The organism is Burkholderia sp. Bp8986, assembly GCF_003854225.1.
In the GTDB taxonomy this organism is placed as follows: Bacteria; Pseudomonadota; Gammaproteobacteria; order Burkholderiales; family Burkholderiaceae; genus Burkholderia.
In genome coordinates, this window is sequence record NZ_QTQM01000031.1 from 1 (window position 1) to 23,903 (window position 23,903).

The 23,903-nt window shown below is 60.7% G+C and carries 17 protein-coding genes, 1 tRNA gene and 1 pseudogene; 4 read left to right on the forward strand and 15 right to left on the reverse strand.

Translation table 11 applies throughout. The features are described 5' to 3' along the window. Nucleotides 1-45: 45 nt before the first annotated feature. From DID99_RS24565 to DID99_RS24580, 4 genes are all read right to left on the reverse strand, one after another. Entirely contained in the window at nucleotides 46-1,257 is a 1,212-nt protein-coding gene (locus DID99_RS24565; RefSeq protein ID WP_260444704.1) for a hypothetical protein, read from the reverse strand. 43 nt (nucleotides 1,258-1,300) lie between these two features. Continuing rightward, nucleotides 1,301-3,625, reverse strand: coding sequence for an AAA family ATPase (locus DID99_RS24570; protein WP_124667660.1), 2,325 nt, complete (start codon nucleotides 3,623-3,625; stop codon nucleotides 1,301-1,303). A gap of 130 nt (nucleotides 3,626-3,755) precedes the next feature. Beyond that, a complete protein-coding gene (locus DID99_RS24575) occupies nucleotides 3,756-5,480 on the reverse strand; it encodes a hypothetical protein (protein ID WP_124667661.1) in 1,725 nt (574 codons plus the stop codon). Beyond that, nucleotides 5,477-7,426: a hypothetical protein gene (locus DID99_RS24580; protein WP_124667662.1), complete on the reverse strand. Its 1,950-nt coding sequence runs from the start codon at nucleotides 7,424-7,426 to the stop codon at nucleotides 5,477-5,479. The genes DID99_RS24575 and DID99_RS24580 overlap by 4 nt, the downstream gene beginning before the upstream one ends. Before the next feature lie 172 nt (nucleotides 7,427-7,598). Here DID99_RS24580 and DID99_RS24585 point away from each other — a divergent pair, with 172 nt between their 5' ends. Then, a complete protein-coding gene (locus DID99_RS24585; RefSeq protein WP_124667663.1) occupies nucleotides 7,599-7,961 on the forward strand; it encodes a hypothetical protein in 363 nt (120 codons plus the stop codon). 73 nt (nucleotides 7,962-8,034) lie between these two features. On the opposite strand, the gene DID99_RS24590 is transcribed toward DID99_RS24585, so the two are convergent. After that, complete coding sequence (locus tag DID99_RS24590) at nucleotides 8,035-8,727, reverse strand: hypothetical protein (protein ID WP_124667664.1); 693 nt, start codon at nucleotides 8,725-8,727, stop codon at nucleotides 8,035-8,037. 533 nt (nucleotides 8,728-9,260) lie between these two features. Between DID99_RS24590 and DID99_RS24595 the strand changes: the two genes are divergently transcribed. After that, nucleotides 9,261-10,094 carry a DUF932 domain-containing protein gene (locus DID99_RS24595; RefSeq protein ID WP_124570611.1) on the forward strand — a complete coding sequence of 278 codons (834 nt, stop codon included), beginning with the start codon at nucleotides 9,261-9,263 and terminating at the stop codon, nucleotides 10,092-10,094. A gap of 129 nt (nucleotides 10,095-10,223) precedes the next feature. Then, nucleotides 10,224-12,401: a ParB/RepB/Spo0J family partition protein gene (locus DID99_RS24600; RefSeq protein ID WP_124667665.1), complete on the forward strand. Its 2,178-nt coding sequence runs from the start codon at nucleotides 10,224-10,226 to the stop codon at nucleotides 12,399-12,401. Nucleotides 12,402-12,446: 45 nt separating this feature from the next. On the opposite strand, the gene DID99_RS24605 is transcribed toward DID99_RS24600, so the two are convergent. From DID99_RS24605 to DID99_RS24620, 3 genes are all read right to left on the reverse strand, one after another. Continuing rightward, nucleotides 12,447-13,121, reverse strand: coding sequence for a hypothetical protein (locus DID99_RS24605; RefSeq protein WP_124570609.1), 675 nt, complete (start codon nucleotides 13,119-13,121; stop codon nucleotides 12,447-12,449). Beyond that, nucleotides 13,114-13,806, reverse strand: a complete 693-nt coding sequence (locus tag DID99_RS24610; protein WP_124570608.1) for a protein mobD — start codon at nucleotides 13,804-13,806, stop codon at nucleotides 13,114-13,116. The genes DID99_RS24605 and DID99_RS24610 overlap by 8 nt, the downstream gene beginning before the upstream one ends. 1,004 nt (nucleotides 13,807-14,810) lie before the next feature. Next, the gene (locus tag DID99_RS24620; RefSeq protein WP_124570606.1) at nucleotides 14,811-15,035 is read right to left on the reverse strand and encodes a hypothetical protein; all 225 of its coding nucleotides are present in this window, start codon (nucleotides 15,033-15,035) and stop codon (nucleotides 14,811-14,813) included. Between the two features lie 146 nt (nucleotides 15,036-15,181). Between DID99_RS24620 and DID99_RS24625 the strand changes: the two genes are divergently transcribed. After that, nucleotides 15,182-15,661, forward strand: coding sequence for a hypothetical protein (locus tag DID99_RS24625; RefSeq protein ID WP_311767498.1), 480 nt, complete (start codon nucleotides 15,182-15,184; stop codon nucleotides 15,659-15,661). 229 nt (nucleotides 15,662-15,890) lie between these two features. On the opposite strand, the gene DID99_RS24630 is transcribed toward DID99_RS24625, so the two are convergent. The 7 genes and pseudogenes from DID99_RS24630 to selA all read right to left on the reverse strand — a co-directional run bounded on the left by DID99_RS24630 (nucleotide 15,891) and on the right by selA (nucleotide 23,845). Further along, nucleotides 15,891-16,901, reverse strand: a complete 1,011-nt coding sequence (locus tag DID99_RS24630) for a relaxase/mobilization nuclease domain-containing protein (protein WP_124570605.1) — start codon at nucleotides 16,899-16,901, stop codon at nucleotides 15,891-15,893. Between the two features lie 546 nt (nucleotides 16,902-17,447). Continuing rightward, nucleotides 17,448-18,971, reverse strand: a complete 1,524-nt coding sequence (locus DID99_RS24640) for an LPD7 domain-containing protein (RefSeq protein ID WP_124667666.1) — start codon at nucleotides 18,969-18,971, stop codon at nucleotides 17,448-17,450. A 57-nt stretch (nucleotides 18,972-19,028) separates the two neighbouring features. After that, nucleotides 19,029-19,796 (reverse strand): annotated as a pseudogene (locus DID99_RS24645) (DNA replication protein); the annotation flags it as partial. Beyond that, nucleotides 19,789-20,286 carry an integrase arm-type DNA-binding domain-containing protein gene (locus DID99_RS24650; protein WP_260444705.1) on the reverse strand — a complete coding sequence of 166 codons (498 nt, stop codon included), beginning with the start codon at nucleotides 20,284-20,286 and terminating at the stop codon, nucleotides 19,789-19,791. The gene DID99_RS24650 and the pseudogene DID99_RS24645, both read right to left, overlap by 8 nt. A gap of 70 nt (nucleotides 20,287-20,356) precedes the next feature. Beyond that, nucleotides 20,357-20,452: transfer RNA gene (locus DID99_RS24655), tRNA-Sec, on the reverse strand. A 31-nt stretch (nucleotides 20,453-20,483) separates the two neighbouring features. Next, nucleotides 20,484-22,409 carry a selenocysteine-specific translation elongation factor gene (gene selB / locus DID99_RS24660; protein WP_124667667.1) on the reverse strand — a complete coding sequence of 642 codons (1,926 nt, stop codon included), beginning with the start codon at nucleotides 22,407-22,409 and terminating at the stop codon, nucleotides 20,484-20,486. Beyond that, nucleotides 22,406-23,845 (reverse strand): L-seryl-tRNA(Sec) selenium transferase, encoded by a 1,440-nt coding sequence (gene selA, locus DID99_RS24665; RefSeq protein ID WP_124521876.1) that lies wholly within the window; start codon nucleotides 23,843-23,845, stop codon nucleotides 22,406-22,408. Before selA ends, selB begins: the two co-directional genes overlap by 4 nt. Nucleotides 23,846-23,903: the final 58 nt, after the last annotated feature.

The window sequence follows — 23,903 nt, forward strand, 5'->3', positions numbered from 1 at the left end:
TACCAGCTGTCCACGTGGACACGTAGCATCAGAGTGAAGCGATTTCTAGACAAGGACGTCGTTAACGGATCGCATACGTTCAACGAACTTCCTCATTGAGCCGACAGATCGCATCACTCTAGCGTAGGTACCGTCAGTTGCGTACGTGAGAACGGTAGGTAGCTCGCTCTCCATGCACTCACGGGCAGGCTCTCGTGTGCCGGACCACAGGTGTGCGATGAACAATTCAATCTCCTGCAGGGCACTCTTCTCATCAAACTCTGGCCCTCCGGTCAAAGAATAGCGATGCCTCGGATTCCTGGTCAGCAGGACCGGAACTGCCCCCGCTCCTGAATGAAAACTGAACGCCTCTCCACGCTTTCCGAACGAACCGTGCGCCATAAAATTGCGGATCTGAGTCCGGAGGGTAAGAAGGCTATCGTAGTGGACCTTCGTTTCCGGCTCGTCGATATCCAGCGCCGCCCTGAATTTCGTCTTCCAGTCTGCCTCCGCCAGCTTCGCCACCTCCTCTCCGTTTTCGACTCTGCCCAGCAGAATGGCTAGGTGGATGAATACGTGCTCCGTCCAACTGAAGAACGCTTCTATGGCGGCCTGCGCGCTCCACTCCGCTTCCTCCCTCAATCTTACGCCCGGAAACATATGCGAAAATCGCAACTTGTGGCCGCTCTGCCCGTCCCCCGGCGTGGTCGTTTCGTCTCGCCGAAGTAATGCCTCCGAGCTCAACGCCTCGAATTGTCGACGGAAGAAGCGATATCGTTCGAACAGCGCAGCACTCCTGTTCACGACGCTGATATATGGTCCTTTCGCGGCAGTCCTGGCGCGCCATTCGAAGTACGGTTCGGCGGTGGTCACCGCTCGCTTCAGCAACCGGCACATCTCGCTGGCATCCTTTTCTGCCTCCTCATCAGGCTTCGTGCTGCGTGTCGCAGACGGGTCGGGATTCGGAGCGAAGATGCCGATCCCCATCTTACGATGCTCGACTCCATACAGCTTTCCACGCAAACGCACCGGTATTGCCCAATCGACCTTCTCCCATTGTCCGAGATGTGGAAATCCTAGAAGATCGATCAACAGAAAATAGACAAGATAGTACGGTGGCAAATCGCGTCCGGCCTCGGTCCACGATGAAAGAAAAAACCGTTTCACCTCGTCGTGAGACACCGGAGGTCCAGCAGGCACGAGATCCTCCATCTCTGCAAGGACAGCCTCCCGAACTGCCATCATTTCGGGAGGGAGCTCTGCGCCGGGCGTCGGCATGGCACTCGTTTCTGTCATATTCTGCCCCTTGCCACCACCGGCGTTAAACGATGGCCATCATGGCGTCGTAATGCTGCTTGTCGTTGGCCTGCAGCAATGCCAGCAAATCGGTGAGCACGGCAGGCGCCTCCGAAAGCACGGAAAGGTCATGCTCAGGTTCCGATATCTGCTCCATATGAGAATGCGTGTGCAGGAACCGGATGACTCGGGCTTTCGCTGCAGGATCACCCTCCAGCGCCTCCAGTTGCTGAGCTAGGTTCCCCGCTCGCCCCGGGACCCGAAACGCGAGGAACGACTCCAGCAGCCTGCGGGCGATGTTTGGAAGGCCGTACACGTCGGCGAGGCTCTTCGGCGCCGCGGATTCTGCGCCGGCCTTCACGCACCGGAACAGGTAGTGGTATTCCGACTCGTATTCGTGTAGCAATGGATCCAACGTTCTCAGGTACGCACTCCTCTGACCGTCATGAATCCGCATGGCGAGCATGTAAAAGTGCGCGTTCTTCGATTTCGCAGGGTCGTACGGACGGTCCCGCAAGCCCCCGGCGTAGTTGAACCAGTTCTTAACCTGCCGGAAAAATCCAAAGTTGTGCGTTAGAACAAATATCTGCTTCGCATCCCTCGTCCGGTCCTTCATGTACCCAAATGCGCAATACAGGGAATTCGCATCGAGGCTCGACACGGGATCATCGATTACAACGACGCCGTTCTTTATGTCGAAATCGGCGTCGCGCAGCGTCTTGAGAAAGTACATGAATGCGATTGCCGTTCGTTCTCCATCACTCAGATGCATAGCAGGGTTGCTCCCCCGCATGATGGTGTACCCGGTATCCTTCGTTTCGAAACGCAGTTCGTCCCGCCCGAGATAGGCCGCCATTTCGCGATTGAGCTCCTCCGCTGGTTTCAGGTGCTGCCTGATCTCCCGCTTCAGATTCGCAATATCGTCACCAATGGGCCCAATCTTTTTTCGTACATCGTCGTTTGAAGTGGTCAGATCTGTAACCATCTTTTCGCGGATAGACCATTCCGGAAAAACCTTCACACCTTCGTCAATTTCGAGTTGGGCGCGAGCGGCCGACGCGGACTTCTGGAAATTTTCCGTGTACTCGTTGTGCGACTCAACAAGGCGAATGATCGCATCTGCACCCGCCATCCCCACTGCAATGCCCATCACATTCAGTCCGTTGATAACAATCTCCGCCAGCTTGACCAATGCGGAGTCGCTTTCAAAGTCAACTGCGCTCACATAGTTCTTGATTTCGAGCCTGGAAAATGGGTCAGCCGTCTTTGCCAGTACTGCTTCCTTCAGCCGGTCCAGGAACATCTCAATGAGCAGCGACTGTGCGTTCAGGTTCCCAACGACCCGCTCGAATTCGTCGCGAAGATGCGGATACAGTGCCGCCCGCTCTGGAATTTCTCGGGTGCGGGCTTTTTCGCGAAGTGATTCAACAGAAGACAGAAGCGCGCTCAGACGCTGTTGCTGCGCCTTGAAATGGTCATTGAAGTGCGCTTCGAGCGCGGCGACCCGGGCGGAGTCGAGTTGCTGCTTGCAGAAGTGACAATGCGTTTCCCCGTGTTCGTGGAGTCGCATGCCCCCCTCGACCCAGCTTGCGACGTCTGGAGCATCGACCAGTTCCTGGATAGTGCTCGCCACTACCGTCTTCCCCAACTCGGTACCGATCGCGCTCGTAAGCTCGCCAAGTTTGATGCTCGCGAATGACGGGACCGGTAAAGCTGGCATAGGCTTTCCCGCCAACGCTTCCTCAAGGCGCTGTCTTTCAGAGACCTCCAATTGTGCCGGTGCCTCCACAGCCGATTTCAGCCTTTGCATCAGCTCCTTGAATCTAGGGGCCTCGTAGTTGTTGTAACGTGGATCACCCAAAAGCAGGTTGCGGATACTCCTGGCCTGATTGGTACAAAAAGCATTCAGTTCATCAGTCCCGGCCTTCTTCTTCTTCTCGTTTGCCGACAGTTGCGCACTTAGTTCATCGCGCTTGGTCTGGAGCTCGGCAATTCGCTTCTGCTTTTCTGCACTGTCTTCTCCAATGTAGAAAACAGGAGGCAGTGATTGCCCAGGCATTTCGAAGACGCTTCGGTTCACGAAGTCGCGATTGAAGACACGGATGGCCGGCAACTTAGCGGAAGTGAAATCCGAACCGGTTACCACATTTCCATCGATCACGAACTCGACAACGCCCGAATCAGGCACCGTTTTCTGTTGCAGCGAACGGAATAAGGTCGATATCGATGTCTTGCCCGCCCCGTTCCAACCATAAATCAGGTTGTATCTTCCGAAGTCAGGAATCCCCTCCCAACGAAAGTCGCGAAAGATACGGTAGCCCTGTAGCTTCTGGATTCGTTGAATTGTCATTGTCGTTTTCGTCGTCTAACTCAGATCATTTCTGCGCCCGTCGGACCATTTCCATAGCGACGATTCCTCGCTTCAACAGTGCTGACCTCGGCTCCGCGCGACGCCAGCCCTGAGGCAAGCAGGAATTCTCTCACCCGCCGAGCGAGGCCTTTGGATTCTCCGGTGGATTTTTGGCAACCTCTTCGTGTCCAAACTCGGACAAGGCATATATGATCTTCACAGGGAACGGCGTTCGATGGTGTCGGTATGCGATGATCTCCATCGGATGAAACCCCGACTGGCCGTCCTCACTAACGCTGGTTATCGGGTCGTGGTCCAGAAACTTGTCGATGCGCTCACGAAGTGCCTCCGCCGAGGGCGGAAACTCCATGATCTCCGTGTTTCCAGTCGTCGTGTGTACCGGGCCATAGAACATCCGTTTTTCTGAATCGGCATCTGGATGCCAGACCTGCGGCACCACCTGAGGAACCTCTCTTCGCAACACCTCTACCGCGTGGGCATATTCTTGCTCCATACCAAGAGCGACACACCATAGAAGCAGATACGCAGACATCCAGGACGCCCCCATCACGGACGCGATGAGCTCGTCGTGCTGGCCCCCCTTAAACTCAACCAGATCATCGAAGGAGTCGGTGCTGATTGGAAAATCGAGTCGCCGTCTGAATGAGAAAAGCAGGCGGCCGCACAGTTCCGAAAGCCAGCCCAGGGCGGCAGCATGCCGATCCGTCATCGTCAGCAACAGAAGCGCAAGGGACACGTCGATTGCGTTTCGGTCGAGCCTGGGCGAAGCGGTCGCTGGCATATTCGCTAACATCGCTGCCAGCAGATCAGCGATGCCGCAGGCAGATTTGTGTTCGGGGTCGTCTGTAAGGCAGAGTATTGCCAATCCAGTCGTCGCCATCAACCCGACGTGCTCAAGGAGCACCACTCCGTATTCAGCGCTTTCGCGTGTGTATCCAGACATGCCGTCCCGGATCATCATGTACGGCGCCATCTTTCCGACGTATGTCATGGCGACGTCTGAATAGGTTTCCGATAGCCGCACGAAGGATTCCTGCACCTGCCGATGACTTGGGTCAGAGGATGACTGAATCCGATGCCAGGTCTTCAGCATGAAAAGCTCCGCTGCCACAAGAGCCTGTTTCGTGTCCCCAGCATCCTGCGCAGCCTTTGCAAACATGTGCAAAGCGAGATTCAGCCGGGTGATCGCTTTCACAAGCGGCTTGCCATCCTTGACGGTCCCATCAAGTTCACCAGATTTATCAAGCCCGAGCTGGCGCCGCAACAACCGCTCCAGGTCTGCAAGGCTATATTCCTGCTCACCGGCAAATGCCAGTGCCTTTCTAAGATTGGTCCGGTCGTCCTCGACGAATACGTGCTCATCGAGCATATGGCGCTCAATCAGGTCGGCGACCTTATCGCCGCCCCAAAACTCAAACTGAGCCTCTTTTGCGCGCTTTTCAATGTACGCAGTCCAGTTGCGTTGCGTGTCCTGTTTCAGGTCACCAGTCGTCGCCAGAATGATTCGCTTACGTAGCAGTTGATGCGCAGGCTCCAAATCTCTGGGAAGGTAAACCTCGATAATCTCATCCAGACTCTGCCGGACGGCCTGAGCGCTACCATCCCAATCCTGCCGTCCCAGGTCGCCCTGCTTGATGGTCAGCAGCACCAGCTCTTCCACCCCGTCCACCGGGTTCTTCCCCACGACTGGTAGGTCAACGCCGTATTGCCGCACCCCGGTCTGCGGTCGCGCTACAGGCACATACCCCATCGCGGAAAGAAGGTCCGGAAGCAGCCTGTCGAATTCGTCACGCTCCCGCAACGTACGCAGAAAGCTGGAAATAATGAGCCTCATTTGCTCTCCCGCCGTGCGGTTTGAAGGAATAAGCGTCGGTGGGCCTGCCCGACAGGGTCAAGCACATCCCTGCGCGGTAAGGCCGCCCTCATGCTTTGCGTCGTCATCTTCGTAACGGCAGGGTAAGCACCATCGACCATCCTGAAGAAGCCTGTGCCGCCTTTCACAGGCACCGTGTGGACAATTTGCGCCCAAACCGACTCCTTACGTGCTTCCCTCATCGCGCGCTCCATTGCTTTGGCTCGAGCGAGCGCGAAATCACGTGAAAGGCGAACCGGTGGCATCAGTTCGTTCGCAACAGGAAGAGCGGAGAGTGCCTCCTCGCTCGCCTTTATTGCGCGCAGGACCTCATCGAGCAATTCTGCCTCGCTCAAATCAGCACAAGTTTCCCGGTATGTTGCCAAAGCCTCTAGCGTCGGCTCCGGATAGTCGTAACCGATTTCGCTTATCAGCGCTTGCTTGACAAGATCGAATGTCCGTTCCTTCGCGTTGGAGGTTCGGAGAAACGATAAAGTAAGCGATAGAAGTTGTCGTTCCTGGAGCACAAATCCGAGAATGCGCCGGCAAAGGAAAACCAGCCCTGGTGCGTCGAGCAGGTCAACTGTGGACATGTCAAGAGACACCCCCGGTTTGCCATGCACTACCGCGTGCGAAAGCAACCCTCCGGCCGCGGCGGCCGGATTGCGGTCGTCATCAAGGAGCCAGTTCGTTATGAGCCTTCCGAAAGCGCCGGGCTCTCCTATCAACCAATGGACCGTTTGCGGAAAGAGCTTCGCGAAATCAGAGTCACCAAACACGCCGCTACCCTGTTCGCGAATCCATCTGGTGAACCAGCCGACTACCTGCTCGATAGCGGAGGCGCCGAGGAGCAGACAGAGAACATGATCAACGCTTCCGAGTTCGTCGCTGTCCTCGATACCCAGCGAGAGACAATCGTCTACCAGAGGAAGGATAGCTACCAGAGGCTCCATAGAGCGGGAGATTGCGAACAGTCCCGATGCAAGCGATTTGATGGCCGTTATATCCCGAGCATCAATCAGCCGTCTCCAGGTATCGCGACACAATTGATATTCGGGAAGGCCGAATACGACGTTTTGACAAGCTGCGGTATGCAAATCCGTGCCCGCGTCGACAAGGTACGGTTCGAGACTTTCCTCGATCGCGCGAACCTGTTCGTCGGTTAGATTTCGTCTGGCGCATAAACGTCCGAGCATCCACATGCATACGTCGCGCGTAACCACGTTATCACCACGTACGCCGGCGGACACTCTATGAAACACTGACTGAATATCGTCGGCCCCCATCGCAAACAGCGCCGCGCGGTACAGGTCGGAACTGGTCGAATTCGGAGCCAGCGCACAAATATCAAGAACTTCGGCGCGGAGTTCATTCCTTGCTATCAGCATCGCAACGAGCTTCTCAAAAAACGGAGTGGCAATCATGCTGCCATCGTAAGACCGTTGCAGTGCAGTACAAAAGGCAGACAATGAATTCGCGGAAATGGCTCGCAGATCAGCCAGCGCTTCACCAATCATCATCGCCAGACCGAGTGGCCTTCTCTCCCCGGTCGACTGGATAACCGCCACCGCATCCAGCAGGACATCTCGATTCACACTGCAAAGAACGACAAGGCGTGCGGCAGCATGCACAGGATGCAGCAATTCATCCTGCATCAAGCTCTCCGCAGCGACAAGATACCCAGTCACACCGTCGTCGGCGAGATCTTTGGATACCTCCGTCGCAGTCAAACGATTCCTCTCGTCCAATGAAGCGAACACCAACGTGTTTCCTTCAATCCTGTAAGCGTTGCTGACCGAGGACGTGGAAATGTCCTCAACCTCATCGTCGGACACCTCAATCTCTAGTGTCGAGGTTCGCGTCCGGTGAAGTTCCAAAGCAAGTTGGCCGGGCGTACGAGGCGTCGGATTGATGGACGAACCGGACATGGATAACACCTCTTGATGGATAGACGACACAAATTCTAAGGTCGTTCACGGGTACCAAGGTAGGCGACCCAGATTTTTTTGGACCTGCCGCCCGCGCCGTGGGTCATGCGCTTCGTCGTCGTGTTAGGATTTCTCCGCCGAGCTTGATGCAGACAACCGAAAGGAGACCGCCATGAATAGCCCCGGCAACGTTCATCTCGCGGCAAAACAGCTGATCGCGGACGAGATCCGCTCTATGTTCCCCGAGGGCGTTGAGTTTCACTCACTTAACCCGCGCAACTTCTTTGTACTTTGGCCTTTGCACGGACAACCTGAAGAGCGCACCAAGTGGTCGCGAAGCGTTTCGATCTACTTTTCCGATCAATTTCTCGAGGCCATTGTGACGTTATCTGAGGAAGCGCGTCGCCCTTACATCGAAATGCTTCGTAGAATCATTATGGAGCGCATGGTGGGATTTGACGAGGGTCGAGCGGTTCCATATGGGCAGGTCAAGGACGCCCTTATCGTGGATGTTGCGCAAGACCTCGCGATCTGATTGCCGGCCTAGGGGTCGTCGCCGCATGTAGAGGTGAGCGGGATCGAAATATCCGCTGCAAACCTACGTCTTATCAGGGTTTTCGCCGCCGGCACCCACCATCACCGCTCGTAGGAACGGTCTCCTCGACAGTTAGATGGGCTATCGCCTGCCGTTGCTTCTCCCGAAAAGCCTCACGCTTCGCGCCCTGCTCCGCGATAAACTGCGTGAGTTCCCTTTCCAGGTCGGCATCCAGCGCGGCGGGCTTCCATGGCGCAACGCCATGCTTTGTGCGCGTCAAGTGAGATAGCCCCAATGCCCGCATTGCGGCCTTCGCACACTCGAATTCCACTTCCGCACACCAGTCCAGCGGATCACCGTACTCCCACTCCCCGGACAAGGATTGACGGGTCGAATGCAAAGCGGCCGGGAATTCCCGGAGCTGTGAGGCGACCCGGTGTTTCAGCCATTTCCAGTCGATCGGCTCCGGGAACGCGAATTCCGACAGCGCAACGCTCCGGAGCGGATCATATTTCTGCAGACGGGCAGCCTCCTGCCTGGCCCAGTCAGCACGATGCATCATCAGCCGGGCATCCCGTGCATAGCTCTCTAGCGAAAGCGCCACTGTCAATGCCACATGCCGCGCTTCGCGCCTGCTGGCTCTGGCCTCCCGAAACTCATTCCAGCCCAGCGTGACGACCGAGCTCACAGTGCCCGCGACACCGCCAACTTTCAGCAGATCCATCCAGCCGCTCTGCTTCAGATACTCGATCCACTGAAGCGCCATACCCGCCCCTTTGTCCTTACGTCGCCAACAGTATACGGAATGGCTTCCTCCTGACACCTCTGTGGTTCCTGAGCGAGAGCTACCTAAGATCCATCGAATGCCCGAATCCTGACTCGTTTCGTGTCTACCGCAAGGTCCAAAGCGAAATCCGATACCTCTCAATCACTCACATTCCTGCCCTGGCAGTTATTCACAGCGTTGCCTGCAAAAACTGTGAATAACCAGTGCTTCGGAATTCTTTACCGTCGAACTCGCGCCTTGGCATCCGCCTGACACCCTGTTTCCTGCCCTGTCCCGCGACCGTAGCCGAGGGCGGGGCGGCATCAAGGGGCGAGGGACCGTGTTGCCCGCACCATCCCTCGCCTCTTTCCTTGACACCGCCCCGCCCCCGGCTCCTTGGGTCGCACGGGCAGGAAACAGGGTGTCAGGCAAAAGCAAAGGCCAACCCCGAGTTCCACCGGGAAGGGGTTCCCGCGTAAGCGGCAAGGCCATCCCACGGCCCGTCCTTCAACCTTTTTGCTGTGGAGATAGTCATGCAACTCGCCTCTTCTTTCCGTTACGGCTCCCCGATGCTGCGTGCCGACTCGCCCCTGTCGGACGACCAGATTCGCCGCGTTGCCCCGTCCATCTTCGCGGACGGCAAGCACGAAAGCCGTTCGGAACGCTACACCTACATTCCCACCATCGACGTGCTTCGAGGTCTGCGCAACGAAGGCTTCCAGCCGTTCATGATCTGCCAGACCCGCGTGCGCGATCAGGGCAAGCGCGAATACACGAAGCACATGCTTCGCCTTCGCCACACGGATCAGATCAACGGCGACGAAGCCAACGAAATCGTGCTGCTGAACTCGCACGATGGCACGAGCAGCTACCAGATGCTCGCTGGCGTGCTGCGCTTTGTCTGCCAGAACGGCATGGTGGCGGGCGACAACATTGCCGATATTCGCGTGCCGCACAAAGGGAACATCGTTCAGAACGTCATTAATGGCGCGTTCGACGTGCTCGACGACTTCGACCTGATTCGCGAACAAAAAGAAGGTATGCGCGACGTGACGCTCGACCGCGACGAACAGCACGCGCTCGCCCGCTCCGCGCTCGCGCTGCGCTACGACCCGACCGATGCCGAGGCACCGGCCCCGATCACTGAAAGCCAGTTGCTCGCTCCGCGCCGTTTCGAGGATCGCCGCGACGACCTCTGGACGGTGTTTAACCGCGTGCAGGAAAACCTCACCAAAGGCGGGCTGCATGGCCGCTCGCGTACCGGGCGCGCGATGTCCACACGCCCCATCACCGGTATCGACCAGAACGTGAAGCTCAATCGTGCCCTCTGGATGCTGGCCGACGCCATGCGCCAAATGAAGGCGTAAGCGCCATAGGGCGATGTCGCGTCGCCCTATTCCAACCATTCCTTTCAGGACTCCTATCCAGGTCTTGTCCTGACAGGTTTCGGAAAAGACGCGACCCGGACCTTTCTTCTCAATCCTCGGGAGTCAATCATGCAAACCGAAACCACCGACGTGGGCACCGCCGATGCAGCTTCCTTGCTCGAAACTAGCTTCGGCAACGAGCAGCCCATCGTGACCGTGCCGTATTCCAGCCTGCGGCGCTCGCCGCTCAACGTGCGCACAAAAACCCTTTCCGGCATTCCCGGCCTCGCCGCCAATATCCGTGCGAAGGGCCTGCTGCAAAATCTCGTTGTCCACGAAATGAAGGGATCACGCGGCAAGCAACTCCGGTATGGTGTCTGCGCGGGCCAGCGCCGCGAAGCCGCGCTTGACCTGCTATTCGAGCAGAAGCACATCGCCGCCGACTATCCGGTGCCCGTGCGGATCGTCAGCGAAGGCGAAGCCCTCGCGATTTCACTGATCGAGAACAGCGAGCGTGAAGGACTCGACCCGTTCGACGTGCTGCGCTCGTACCGGATGCTGGCCGAAGAAGGCCGCAGCGTCGATTACATCGCTGCGCTGTTTTCCGCTTCGCCTCTCACGGTCAAACGGCGCATGAAACTCGCGAACGTGTCGCCCAAGCTGCTCGCCCTGCTGCGCGAAGACGGCATTACCCTTGACCAGTTGGCCGCGCTCGCATTGGCCGACGACCATGAAACGCAGGAGCGCGTCTGGTTCGATGCGCCGAACGACTGGCAGCGTGCCCCGCAATATCTCCGTCAGGCGATCACGCGGGCCGAAATTGATGCGAGCTGCAGCCGTCTGGTGCACTTCGTCGGCCTCACTTCTTACGAGGCGGCGGGCGGGTATGTCCGACGCGACCTTTTCAGCGACGTTGAAAACGCCGGATTCATCGCCGACGCGGAACTGTTGCAGCGACTCGCGGGCGAAAAACTCGAAGCCGTGGCCGAGAAAGTCCGTGCCGAAGGGTGGAACTGGACCGAAACACGCATCGAACGAGACGCGCTCGAACTGAACCACTACGGCAGGCTCGATCCGCTCGACCGCCCATATACCGAGGACGAGCAGCGGGAAATGGATGCCCTGACGGCGCGACAAGATGAACTCACGGAACAGTACGACGCACTTTCGGAGGACGATGAAAACGCCTATGAGGAAGGCGAACGGATCGAGGTCGAACTGAACGCAGTCACCGCCTCGATTCAGGCGCTTGAAATACGCACGCAAGCATGGGACGCACAACAGATGGCAGAAGCCGGTGCGCTCGTCATCCTCGACCCGCAAGGCAACCTGATCATCGAGCGCGGGCTGGTACGCCGTGACAGCGATGCCGGGCGCGGCGCGGGTACTGCGACAATCGAGCAGGCCGTCGCCACACCCAAGGAGGCGACCCGGAAGCCCAAGCCGGTTCACAGCGCGAAGCTCTGCCAGCGCCTGAGTGCCCACCGCACCGCCGCCATTCACGCGGAACTGATCACGCAACCGTCCGTCGCCCTCGCCGCGCTGCTGTTCCGGCTCGCGCCGATCGCCTTCCCCGAGCGGTACGGTGTCGGGCCAAGCCGGGACTATCTGGAACTCAATGCCACCAGCAACCACGATGCGCTGCTGAAGGCCGCCGACGATCTGTCCGACAGCACCGCATGGGGCATCATCGACGCGCAGCGCCAACAGTGGCTCGCGGCCCTCCCCCGAAATCAGGCCGACTTGCTGCCGTGGCTGATCGAGCAGGATCCCGGCACGACGCTGTTCGACCTGCTCGCCTTCTGCACCGGCACCCTGCTCGACGGTGCGACCGGTACGGAAGGCCCGCACGCCATCAATGCTCTGACCAACGCGCTGCAACTCGACATGACTCGATACTGGACGCCGACCCGCGCCTCGTATTTCAACCACGTCAGCAAGGCTCGAATCGTGGACGTAGCCATGCAGGCAGTTTCTCCCAAGATTGCCCTTGACTTCAGCAAGATGAAAAAGGGCGATGCCGCCGCCGCTGCCGAACTGCGGCTGGCAAAGGCCGCATGGCTCCCGGAAATCCTCACCGATCGGGAAATTCCGCCAATCCGTGCCCTCGGCGTGATGAACGATTTGGACGATGAGGCTGACGAAGATGAAGCGGAAAACCCGCAGGTAGCCAGTGCAGACGAAGCCGACGCGCAGGAAGCTAGCGCTGCAGCTGACACTGCGCCGGCGAACGAACACCGCCCGGCGTGGCCCTTCCCAACCGCCGCCAGCATAGCGAATGCCGAAACGCTGCAACACATCGCGTGATGGCCCACTCCCCGCCTGTGCTCGCGCGCAGGTGGGGAATACCGTTTATCGGGCGTGTTCGCCCACCCAAAATGCGGCAGCGACCAACATCACAAGCAGACCAGCCGCGACGACCAATAAGCGGCTCAGCGCCCGAATCAAACGCCGTTCAGTCACTTCGATACCCGTCTGCACCCGTTTCAAGGCTTCCGCTATCGCCCGCTCAAACAGGCTCGCCGCCTCGTCCATCCGCTCCCGCTGGTCCCGCGCCGCCACCGCCGCTGCACCGACAAGGCGGTTACCGGCAATCTTCGCGACCCGGTTCGCCATCCCGTTCGCGAGCGCGGCTATCGATCCCTCATTGAGCACCGCAAGCGCAACCTGATACCTCGCTTCGTGTTCCCGGATCATGCCCTCGGCCAACTGGATCGTCGCCTTGCAGCGCGCGAGCGCATCGCGATGCTGGCGCATCAAGGCATCGGTCGCCTCCTCGGCTTCCTGACGCACTGCCTCGAAACTGCCGTCCCCGGCCCTGCGGATACGGTCGGGCATTGCCTCGTAAAGCCGAGCGTAGTATTCGAGCACGACGATCATCGACCACAGCGCATCGTTGTCCCGCAAGCTCAGCGCACCGGAAACCCGCCGCATTCGCAGGAGACTGGCATCATCGGGCAATTCACCCGTGACCTCGAAAAACAGTCGGGCGAGCGCATCAGGCGATCTCGCCCGCCTGTTACGCATGAGCCGTCACCTTGGCGAACATCGTGCTGCACACTGCGCGCCAGCGCAGCAGTTCCGCCCGTTCACCCATATGCATCGTTTCCGCCGCCCTGTGTACCGACAGGCGCTGGCTACGCAGTTCGTCCGCGACGCGATCCGCAAGATCGGGAAAATCCAGCGACTGGCCTTGTGCCTCGACGGCCTTGCGCAATTGCGAGTCCCGATACAGGGTGAATTTTTCCGGTGGCCCGAAATAGCCGTTGCGCACGACATGCGTGACCGCATTCGGGAACGTCGCACCGAACTTCAGAAGCAATTCGAGGCTATCGCGCTGCCGGTTGATGACCCACAACACGACGAGACGCCGGGCCAGCTCATCGAGCGTGCTGGCGAGCGTCCCGCCGTACTGCGCGACACCCGTCTGGCTTCGCGCTGCTGTGTTGACGACAACGGTCGCGTCCCGGTGCATATCGCAAAAATTGACGAAGTCGATCCAGCCGCTGGCGTCGTCCAGATCACATGACCCGCATTCGATTTCGTCGTGGACCGCTTTCATGACATCGGGATTGGACGTGTCTGTCTCCACCAGCACGACATTGACATCCGTCCATCGGAGGTAATCGACCAGCGCCAGCGTCACGAAGCTCTTGCCGACACCGCCCTTGCCGCCACCGACCATGTAGATGGGGGGATTTTCCGTTGCCATGCGAGACCTCTACAAGTTCTCGGTATCCGGGCTGATCGGAAACCCGAGGAAGCCCTGTACCTGTTGCCCCGGCTTGATGACCCCCTTGTCCCCCTTCTGCTGCAGTCCAGTGCGTTGCGGGTTATCGCGTGGAGCATCGGCTCGCGCTGACTTCCTTCCCCGAGCAGGCGCCGTCACCTGCTCTCGTACCGCGTCCCGTCTGCCCGGTCGAATTCTTCCCTTTCCGTCCGCGCGGCGCATCGCATATCTCAGGGAATTGAGATTCACGTCGATGCCTTCCTGCGCGGCCTGTTCTATTAGTTCATGCAACGTATATCCCTTCTCCCGCGCCGCCACGATCTGTGTCCGTATGGATTCGACGCCGTCTCCCACCTTGACTGGTTGCTCGTCTCTCGCTTTTTCCGGTAGCGCATCCAGCCTGCGTCCGAGTGCTTCCCACTGCCCTCGCGTGAAACTCCTAGCAACCGACATGACTCACTCCGACGCACGACCTTCACTGCATCTTGCGCACGCGTTTACGCGCCGTCAACACCCGTTTCATGTAGTTTTCGATGAGGACGGAATACATCGGAATGCAGAGGAATATGGCGGAACAAAAAATATTTTTTCTGCCCGCACCAGAGGTTTCCTCGATTCACACGGAATTTCGCCCGCGTTCTCATTCGCGCGCACGGGCGCGAATCGCAGTGAACATCGTATGCTTGTCGGTTCACACTGAAGGACAACCGGAACGCGTTCGATGTCACTAACGCGCGAACACGATACTCACCCGTCTTGCCCTGCCATTGCTACGCCGGTGCCATACACGTGCGTCCGCTCTGCGCAGACCTTGACAGCCATGCGACTGCGGATCGCACACGAGTATTGCCTACACAACACGGTGCGATGAGTCGAGCGCACTCTCCACTCAACGCGCGCTCACGCCAACTCTCCACGTCTCTACATCTGATGCGCTCGGGTCCAATCGGCCAAGCACCGGCCACGCGTCTTTTTGCTCGACGTCGTTAAACGCCCAACGCACTGCGATTACGCGGATGCGAATTCCTGTTGCACATGGCTTGCACATCGCGCGCACGGAAGTCACGCTCGACACCGAAAACAACATGAAAATCGAGGTATGGCAGGATAGGCTTGCGCCGGTTTTGGGCGCCATTGCGCTTCACCGCAACAAGACATTCTCTTTCCACCAACCACATCACTTTCGAATTCAGCACCTGCAGCGTGAGCACGCAGCACCAGGCACTGGGAAATTTTGAATGTCATCACCATGAACGCAAATTTTCAATAATCTGGATAACGATATTGTTGCGTTCACGGAACGGACGTCTATATTTGAAGGAGTGGCAGTCAGCACGCCGCATTTCGCTGCGCCTTCATGTCGACCAACGAGGCACCACCGGGACCAGCTCTGGAGGAACATTCCGTGGGATTTCTTAAACTCGCGATCGAATTTGGCACAATCATTGCCATTTCGAAGGGTATTCAGCTCTTCAGCCATCACGTTCGACGCCAGTACGGCTACAGTTTTTTCACGGTACGTGGCTTTTGGCTCGCCGCGATCGGCATCAATCTCGTGTGTTGGGGATATTTCGGATGGGGCGCCGCCCTGCTGCGTCATGAACCGACGTGGAGCGGCCTCGTACTCATGGCAACGGGGCTTGCGGTAGTGATCCGGTTGATCTACGAAAACATTCGGGGTACGGGCGCGGCACACGGCTTCTGCGGATCAGTGCTGCAGCTCATGTTGTTTTTCCCGGTGGCACTCTACGGCATACCGCTTCTCGCGATCGCGTTGCTGTTTCTACTCTTTGCGACCTTCAAGGCCGGACCGGCATGGTTTGCTGATCGCGAATAAACAGGTGCCTCAGGACAGCAGCGCCGATGCATCTGACCATGAGCAATATCCTCACAACCGGTCGAATCACCGTCAGAACAGGCTCAACGGATCATCCCTTGGTTCCACGACTCCAGAAGACCTCGGTCCAGGTTGAATAAAAGACACCACGCAACTGATCGTGCTCTGGATTTTCCTACACTTAGGATCGGGTATCGCAGCATGATCGCTGTCACCCCACGCACAAACATCAACGCTCCATATCCCGAGTCGCGTCGTCTAAACGATCTGAATCCGGTCCCAGCCTGGTAGGCTGCTCGCGTCCATTATCCGGATTGCGCCCTACCACTGGCCGCTCTCGTTGCACCGGCATGGCCCCCACGAAGTACGCCATTTCAACGGCCGTCAAGCGATCCTCGCGCACGCGCGACCTTGCCATCGCGTAGGCCATCTCCCGCCACGCGGTGAATACGCCGCCCTGTGCGACCCATCGTGCATCGCGCTGAGCATCAGTCGGGAACGGTCTCCAGTACCTCGGCGTTTCGCCGCGTGCGACCGTATGAATGACAGCCTGCTTCGGATAGCGTTGCGTTATGCCGCGCGCACGCCGATGCGTCGCATTTGCCTCGACGCCATACTCCCGCAGTTGCTCTGCAAAACGCTCGCGCCATCGCTGCAGGTCCATGTGGCGCGGATTCAGGCGGCGCCCGTTAGGGCCACGTACCTGGACACTCAGATGAACATGCGGATGCGCTTCGTCGTCGTGTGCAGCGAAAACGTACGCACGCCCGTCGCCGAACTCAAGTGCCGCGAAATCGCGCGCCGCATCACGCACGGCTTTTCGATCCGTTCCGGGCGGCATCGACAGCAGGATGTTGAAAGTTTCACGCCGCGTACTGGCCTCCGGGATGCCCCAGCCGCCCAGTTGCCATGTCTTTACGAGATCGCTCAGCGCATCCTTGCCTTCAATACGGTTGCCGTTCTGATCTTCCAGTTCGATCCGGCCGTTACGGGAGATATAGCGCAAATGCCGACGTACGGCTCCCATGCCTTGCGCACTCCCCGCCTTGTTGGTGATCTTGACCATGACCTCCGGGGTACGCCTGAGCGTGCGGGCGACCCGAGCGCGCATGAGGACGGCGGCGTCGCGAATATCCACATGTGAGAGCCGCGCGGCACGCGCATGTCGTAGTGGCTCCTGAAACAGGCGGTCACCCCAGTTCACGAGCATCGCATCGATGTAGATCCTCGGATATGGCATGTCAGCGGCTCCATCGGTCAAGATTCGCGCGAATGATGACAGCCGCCGTACGCAGGTGTTCATCAACGCGCCTTCGCAACCCTACCCATTCGGACCTCAACTCCCGACGGGCCGGCTCTGCCTCGTCGGCCCGTGCAAGTTGGCCCAACAGACGGCCGATCTCGGCAAGCTGCCGATTTGATACGGATAGGGCATGCAATTCGGGCTCGCCCAACTGCGGCTCTCGGGTCAATTGCGCACGAATTAGTGACACGATCCAGCGATTACCGCGCAGGCCCATTGCCATCGCATGTCGTTCGACAGCACTCCGTTCTGCAATAGTCAGTCGGATTTCGATACGCGTGCGCGGCTCCCCGACCACCGGCCGAGGTAAGCCACACGTGGTCGTGCCAGGTTCCCCGGCCGCATCTTCACGGATAGCGGTTGCAACCAGCTGGCGCACGCCCTCGCCTGCGGTCAAACCGCGGCGCGCACACCAGTCTTCCCAGTGTGACCTGAGTGCACCGAGCTCGACGCACAGACGCTCGCGGCCGACCACGATTCACCTCAGCGAGATGGTGATGGTGGTGACGGTTCGCCAGGCATTCGCTCGATCTCTCGGGTAGGCGTGCGTTCGGAGGTCCGATGCTTGCGACGATTCCGGTCCGATGGCGCGTTCGGATCAAACACCTTCGGCGTCGGTACCGGGATGCCCTCGCGCTGGAACGCAACCAACATGCGCTCCGCACGCTTCTGTACCAGAGCAATGGACCGCTGGCTAAAACCCTGCTCGCGCATAGCTGCCGTCAGCACGGCCAGATGAAGCTCCCGTTCATTTTCTGAATCGAGCGCGCCATAACGTCCTTGAGGCTCTGGCTCCCCAACCGGGGCAACGTGTGAATCCGCAGATTGGGCTTCTTCGCCCGGCGGATTTTCTGATTGCCGCGCGACAGAAACATCACGCCCCCGCTGCGCGACTTCCACCTGCCACGTATTGCGGTAAACGTCTTTCTCGTCTTCGCCAATCACCCGTCCTTCGTCATTCAAATTCGGCACTCGAACCGTGACGAGGCGTTTGCCGAGATTCTCGAGCATCACCTGCTGCCCGATTTGAGCATTCGCTTCACGCACCGCGCGCTCGAGATCGACACCCCACACCACCTGATCGATTCCAGTCTCGTCGCGAAACACGACGTAATACGAGCCGCTGCGCGCCGGATTGTGTTGGTATGGTGCGCCACCATGCTCACGCAGTTCCCCGACGTAGCGCCGTGGACCATCGATCTCGTCGTGTGCTGCGTTCTGGTTTCCCTCGGGAATAGCCGATTCAGAAGCGGCCGGACGGCGTGGTGCAAATGAAGGAGATGGGTTTACGGCCATCCTTGCGTCGACGCGAGGCGCGGATGAAACCATCGTTCGATCATCTAGGCGACCCGGTGCGTCCGCAACAGGCGGTGATCCGGCGTGCGCCGCTACCTCAATGCGATTGTCCAGCCGCGCCTGCCGCGCATCCGCCAGACGCGCCAGATCAGCCGCTTTTGGTTCGTAGCCGCTCACCTCGATGCCGAGCAGCGTGCCTTGCAGCCACGCCTCGCGGCGAAATACCTCGTGCCCGGACACTCGAATGCGCCGCCACGACTTCGCATGCGCCATGTCGATCATGGACTCGACTACGTCCGGGCGGTTGTGCTCGGTAACGAGATACGGCCCCAGATCTTCAAATGCCAGCTGATACGGCGCGTCCTTCAGGAAATACTGGTTGCCGGTGCGCACGTAGCGCTTGCGTACTCGTTCAGGCGGTTGGTCGAGCGGCGCACTGACTCGATCCGTCTCGTCCGGTATCCCGTTCGGCGACAGAGTCTCGGCATGCTGGGCGACGGTGGCATCATCGCGGATCGCCTTCTCTCGCAATCTAGCCAGGGCAGCGTCGAAGTCCCGTCGGCGTCGAGCCGATACTGCTTCTTTCGCGGCCAGATTCAGCCTCTCATGACGTTCGTCCACCGCAGCTGGACCTACACTATCGCCCGTTAAATCCTGTTCAATCATGTTGATAACTGGATCGGCTTCATCGGCGGCAATTCTCTGGGCCATGTCACCACCTCGCATTTTCAAGATCGGCATTGCACGTGCGCGCTATGCTGACGAGCCTTATCGGTCGGGCCTCGACCCAGTTTCGCGGGACGCCTCCTGTTCCCGCGACTTTTCGAGCGCGGCGGCCCGCGCCTCCCGGATGCGTGCCCAGGATCTCGCCTGCAACTGATCGAGCATCCCCTCAAGATTGGGGCTGTAATTCAGCTCGCGGGCGGATTTCTTCAGCGAACCGACCATGCGTTCGAGCAGGTCGCGGGCCCGGTCCCATGGATAGACCTTCGGTTGGCCGCCGTCGTAACCTACCTGTAACTCGGCCCCGTTCAGCCGCGCGTGTTCGTCCATCCATTTCAGCCGCTCGGACACAAACGTCATCTGATCCTTGCGGTGGAACACGACACTACGCGTCGCGACCTCCTGTACCAGATAGTGTTCCGTGTTGAATACTTCGCCGCGATAGAGTCCGCCGTTCTCGCGCGGCGTGGCCATCCTGAGCGGCGAACCGAACCGGTGTTCAGCCAACGCCCTGACCTCGTTCGGAACGTCGCCCACCTCGAACAGCGGTTCGCCTACCGGCGGTCGCGACGATGCAAACCTCGGCGGATCGGCAACCGGAGGGGCAACAGCCGGCGATACAGCAGCGGAAGAATCCGTCGATGGTGGTGCCGAACCGGACGCGCCATCCGCGGCCGGCACATCTGGTGCATCCTGTTTTCGCGTACTGCGCTTCGAGGACCGGCGACGCGGCGTCCCTTCGTCGTCGGTTAATAGCTTTTCCTTGACGTTGCCCATCTTTTCGCCCTCCTTATGCTGGTCCACCTCAAACACTGTCGTACCGGATACGGCGGAGAATCATCGCGGTGTCGATGTCGCGCACACGCACATCGCCGATGATGGGATAGGCGTACGTCTCCAGTGTGTTGCCCCATTGCTGGACATGCTTGCGGTTTCGCCATTCCGGCTCACGCGCACGGATGAACGATTCAGCCGCGTCACGGAACGTCACATTGGCATCGGTCGAGATATCGAGCCGGTGGCGACGCTGCTCTTCACGCCGTGCGAGGATGGGATCGATATGGTTTTCGACCATCTCGCGATATCCGCTGACCAGCTTCCGGGCTTCCCCAAGCGAAACCCGCGACAGCGGTCCGAGGCCCATTTCGCGCACGCGCCCATCGATCGTGAAGCGAAACACCCATGAGCGTGCGCCGCTATCGGCGATCTGCAGGTAGAGGCCACCGCCGTCTGCGTAATGGCCTGGATCGGCCACCTTCGCGACGCGCAGTGCGCTAAGCCGATGCAAGTGTCGTCCCGCCATGTTGTCCTCCTTTCCTACCCACAAAACCCAACCCGCTACCCATGTTTCATGGGGAGATTGTGCAGAGCCGTGGCGGAAGGCAGCCGGAGTCGAACCGACCCGGGAGTGTCTGACACCCCCAACCGGGTTTGAAGCCCGGCCGTACCACCGGATACGAATGCCTTCCGTGGGGAAAAAAACCAAAGAACGACGAGCGCCTACGCCTGTACACCCACCCAACCGCTGTCAGGCCGCAGGAAGTGAAGATCGCGGTGGAAGCGAGTATACCCAACCCGATCGAAGAACTCGAGAATCTGGATCGCGCGCTTGCGGCCGAGCCCCGTCGCGTCGCGAAACGTCGCCGCGTCGAGCCCGCCGCCGCGCGTCGGCGCGAGATGCGCGACCAGCCCGGCCAGCTCGCGCACGACATCCGCGTGATAGAACAGGTCGCGCACGACCTGATGCACGTCGCCGCGCCGCGCGAGCTTGCGCAGCAGCGTGCGCACGGCCTCCTCCTGCGCGCCCGTGTCGCGCGCCAGATCGCGGACCCACGGCGGATCGAAGCGCCCCGCATGAATCAGCGGCAGCAGTTGCCGCGCCAGCGCTTCCTCGCGCGCATCGAAACTCACCGAATGCGACGGCAGATGCAGCCACGGCCCGCTTCGCCCCACCTCACCGCCGTCCACCAGCGCATCGACCAACGCACGCCACAGCGCATCGCCGACGAGCGGCGCCGCCATCCGCCGCAGGCGCGCCGCATCGAGCCCCTGCTCGTCCGGCACGCGTTCGTGATACGCGCGCAGCGTATCGATCGCCCGCGCCTGCAGCGCGTCCCAATGCACTCGCGCGATCACCGTGCCGTCGTTCGACGCGCGCTCGCGCTGGCCGATCGCCAGCGCGTCGTCCGGCAACGCCAGCACGTCGGGCGCGAAGCCCGTCAGGTGCGTGAGCATCGCGCTTGCGATCCCGAGCGGCGCCTGCGCGAGCAGCGCATCGAGCCGCCCTTCGTCGAGCCACGCCGCCAGTGCGTCGAGCCATGCGCGGCGCGCAGGCGTGCGACGCTTGCGTGCGGGACCGAACGGATCGAGCACGCGACCGCCGCCGACGGTGCGCGTCGCCTGCGGATTGCGGACGATGAAGCGATCGCCCGGCAGCGCGAACACGGGTTCGTCGAACACCAGTTGCACGCGCATCATCTGGCCCGCCGCGAGCGTATCGCCGTCGAGCAGCGCGACGTGCGCGACGCGATGCAGCGTGCCGAGATGCACGTGCAGCGGCGCCCAGTGCGTCAGCGTGAGCCCCGCATCGGCCAGCAGCGTCAGTTCGACGTCGAGACGCGGCGACGTCGCGACGAGCCGCGCATCCGCGACGGTATCGCCACGCTCGACGTCCGCACGGTCGACGCCAGCCAGGTTCAGCGCGCAGCGCTCGCCCGCGCGGCCCGCGTCGACCGGCCGGTTCTGCGCATGGATGCTGCGCACGCGCGCAGCACTGCCGGTGCGCACGACCGCGAGCGTGTCGCCGGTCGCCACGCGGCCCGCGAACGCGGTGCCCGTCACGATGGTCCCCTGCCCGGCGAGCGTGAACACGCGATCGACCGCGAGCCGGAACAGGCCGTCGTCGCGGCGCGCACGCCATGCGAGTGCCGCATCGGCGAGATGACGCTTCAATGCGGCGACGCCCGGATCGTCGTCGCGCGTCGCGCAAGTTTCGAAGATCGGCGCGCCATCGAGCGCCGAGCCGTGCAGCCACGTGGCGATCTCGTCGCGCACCGCCGACAGGCGCGCGGCGTCGACCCGATCGCACTTCGTCAGCGCGACAGCACCATGCGCGACGCCGAGCAGTTGCAGGATCGCGAGGTGCTCGCGGGTCTGCGGCATCACGCCGTCGTCCGCGGCGATCACGAGCAGCGCGAAGTCGATCCCGCTCGCACCGGCCGCCATCGTATGAATCAGCTTCTCGTGGCCCGGCACGTCGATCAGGCCGAGCACGTCGCCGTTCTCGAGCGGCGTATACGCATAGCCGAGCTCGATCGAGATGCCGCGCGCCTTCTCTTCCTTCAAGCGGTCGGTGTCGACGCCGGTCAGCGCGCGCACGAGCGTCGTCTTGCCGTGATCGATATGTCCCGCGGTACCGACGATCACGCAGCCGGCCCCGCGGCCTGCACGCATTGCGCGACGAATGCCGCTTCGTCCGCCGCTTCGAGGCAGCGCAGGTCGAGCCGCAGCGCATTGTCGGCGATGCGGCCGATCACCGGGCGCGGCCATTCGCGCAACCGTTTCTCGAGCTGCGCGAGCGCACGGCCGCCGCGCTTGCCGTCCGGCGTGCGCACGACGAGCCCGGCGCTCGGCAACTGGTCGACCGGCAGCGCGCCGCTGCCGATCTGGCTGAACATCGGCTCGACCTGCACGTCGAAGCCGCCGCCGAGCGCGGCCTGCAACGCCGGACGCACGCGCTCGGCGGCCTCGGCGATCTCGCGCTGCGGCCGCGTCAGCAGACGCAGCGTCGTGAGCCGCTCACGCAGGAATTCCGGCGCCTGGTACAGCCGCAGCACGGGCTCGAGCGCGGCGAGCGTCAGCTTGCCGACGCGCAGCGCGCGCTTGAGCGGATGTTTCTTGATCTTCGCGACGAGCGCGCGATCGCCGACGATCAGCCCGGCCTGCGGCCCGCCGAGCAGCTTGTCGCCGCTGAACGTGACGAGGTTCGCGCCGGCCGCGACGGTTTCCTGCACGGTCGTCTCGTGCGGCAGGCCCCATTGCGACAGATCGGCGAGCGTGCCGCTGCCGAGGTCGACCGCCACCGGCAGGCCGTGCTCGCGCGCGAGCGGCGCGAGTTCGGCCAGCGTCACCTCCTTGGTGAAGCCGCTGATCGCGTAGTTGCTGCAGTGCACCTTCATCAGGATCGCCGTGCGCGGACCGATCGCGTCCGCGTAGTCGCGCAGATGGGTGCGGTTGGTGGTGCCGACCTCGCGCAGTTTCGCACCCGCACGGCTCATGATGTCGGGAATGCGGAACGCGCCGCCGATCTCGACCAGTTCGCCGCGCGACACGATCACTTCGCGTTTCGGCGCAAGCGCCGACAACACGAGCAACACGGCCGCGGCATTGTTGTTGACGACGGTCGCGGCTTCCGCGCCGGTCAGTTCGCACAGCAGATCGTCGATCAGGTCGTCGCGGTCGCCGCGGCGGCCCGTGGCGAGGTCGAATTCGAGGTTGACGGGCTGCGTGAGCGCGTCGACCACCGCGCGCACCGCGTCGTCGGGCAACAGCGCGCGCCCGAGATTCGTGTGCAGCACGGTGCCGGTCAGGTTGAACACCGCGCGCACGGTGCCCGCGCTCTGCTCGGCCAGCGTGCGGGCGACGGCCGCCGCGATGCGCGGCTCGTCGAGCGGCCCGGCCGCCGGCGGATCCTGCTGCGCGGCGGTGCGCCAGCGTTCGAGTTCGGCGCGCACCGCGTTCAGCACGCGCGTACGTCCATAGTCGGCGAGCAGCGGCTGCAGCGGCGCCGACGTCAGCACGCGCTCCACCGACGGCACGCGTGCGAGGACGGCATTCAGTTCATTCAAACCCGGTTCGGTCACGTAATGGTGGCTCCAATTCCATGCGCGGCAGGCAGCCGGCGCAGGCGCTCGCGCGCGC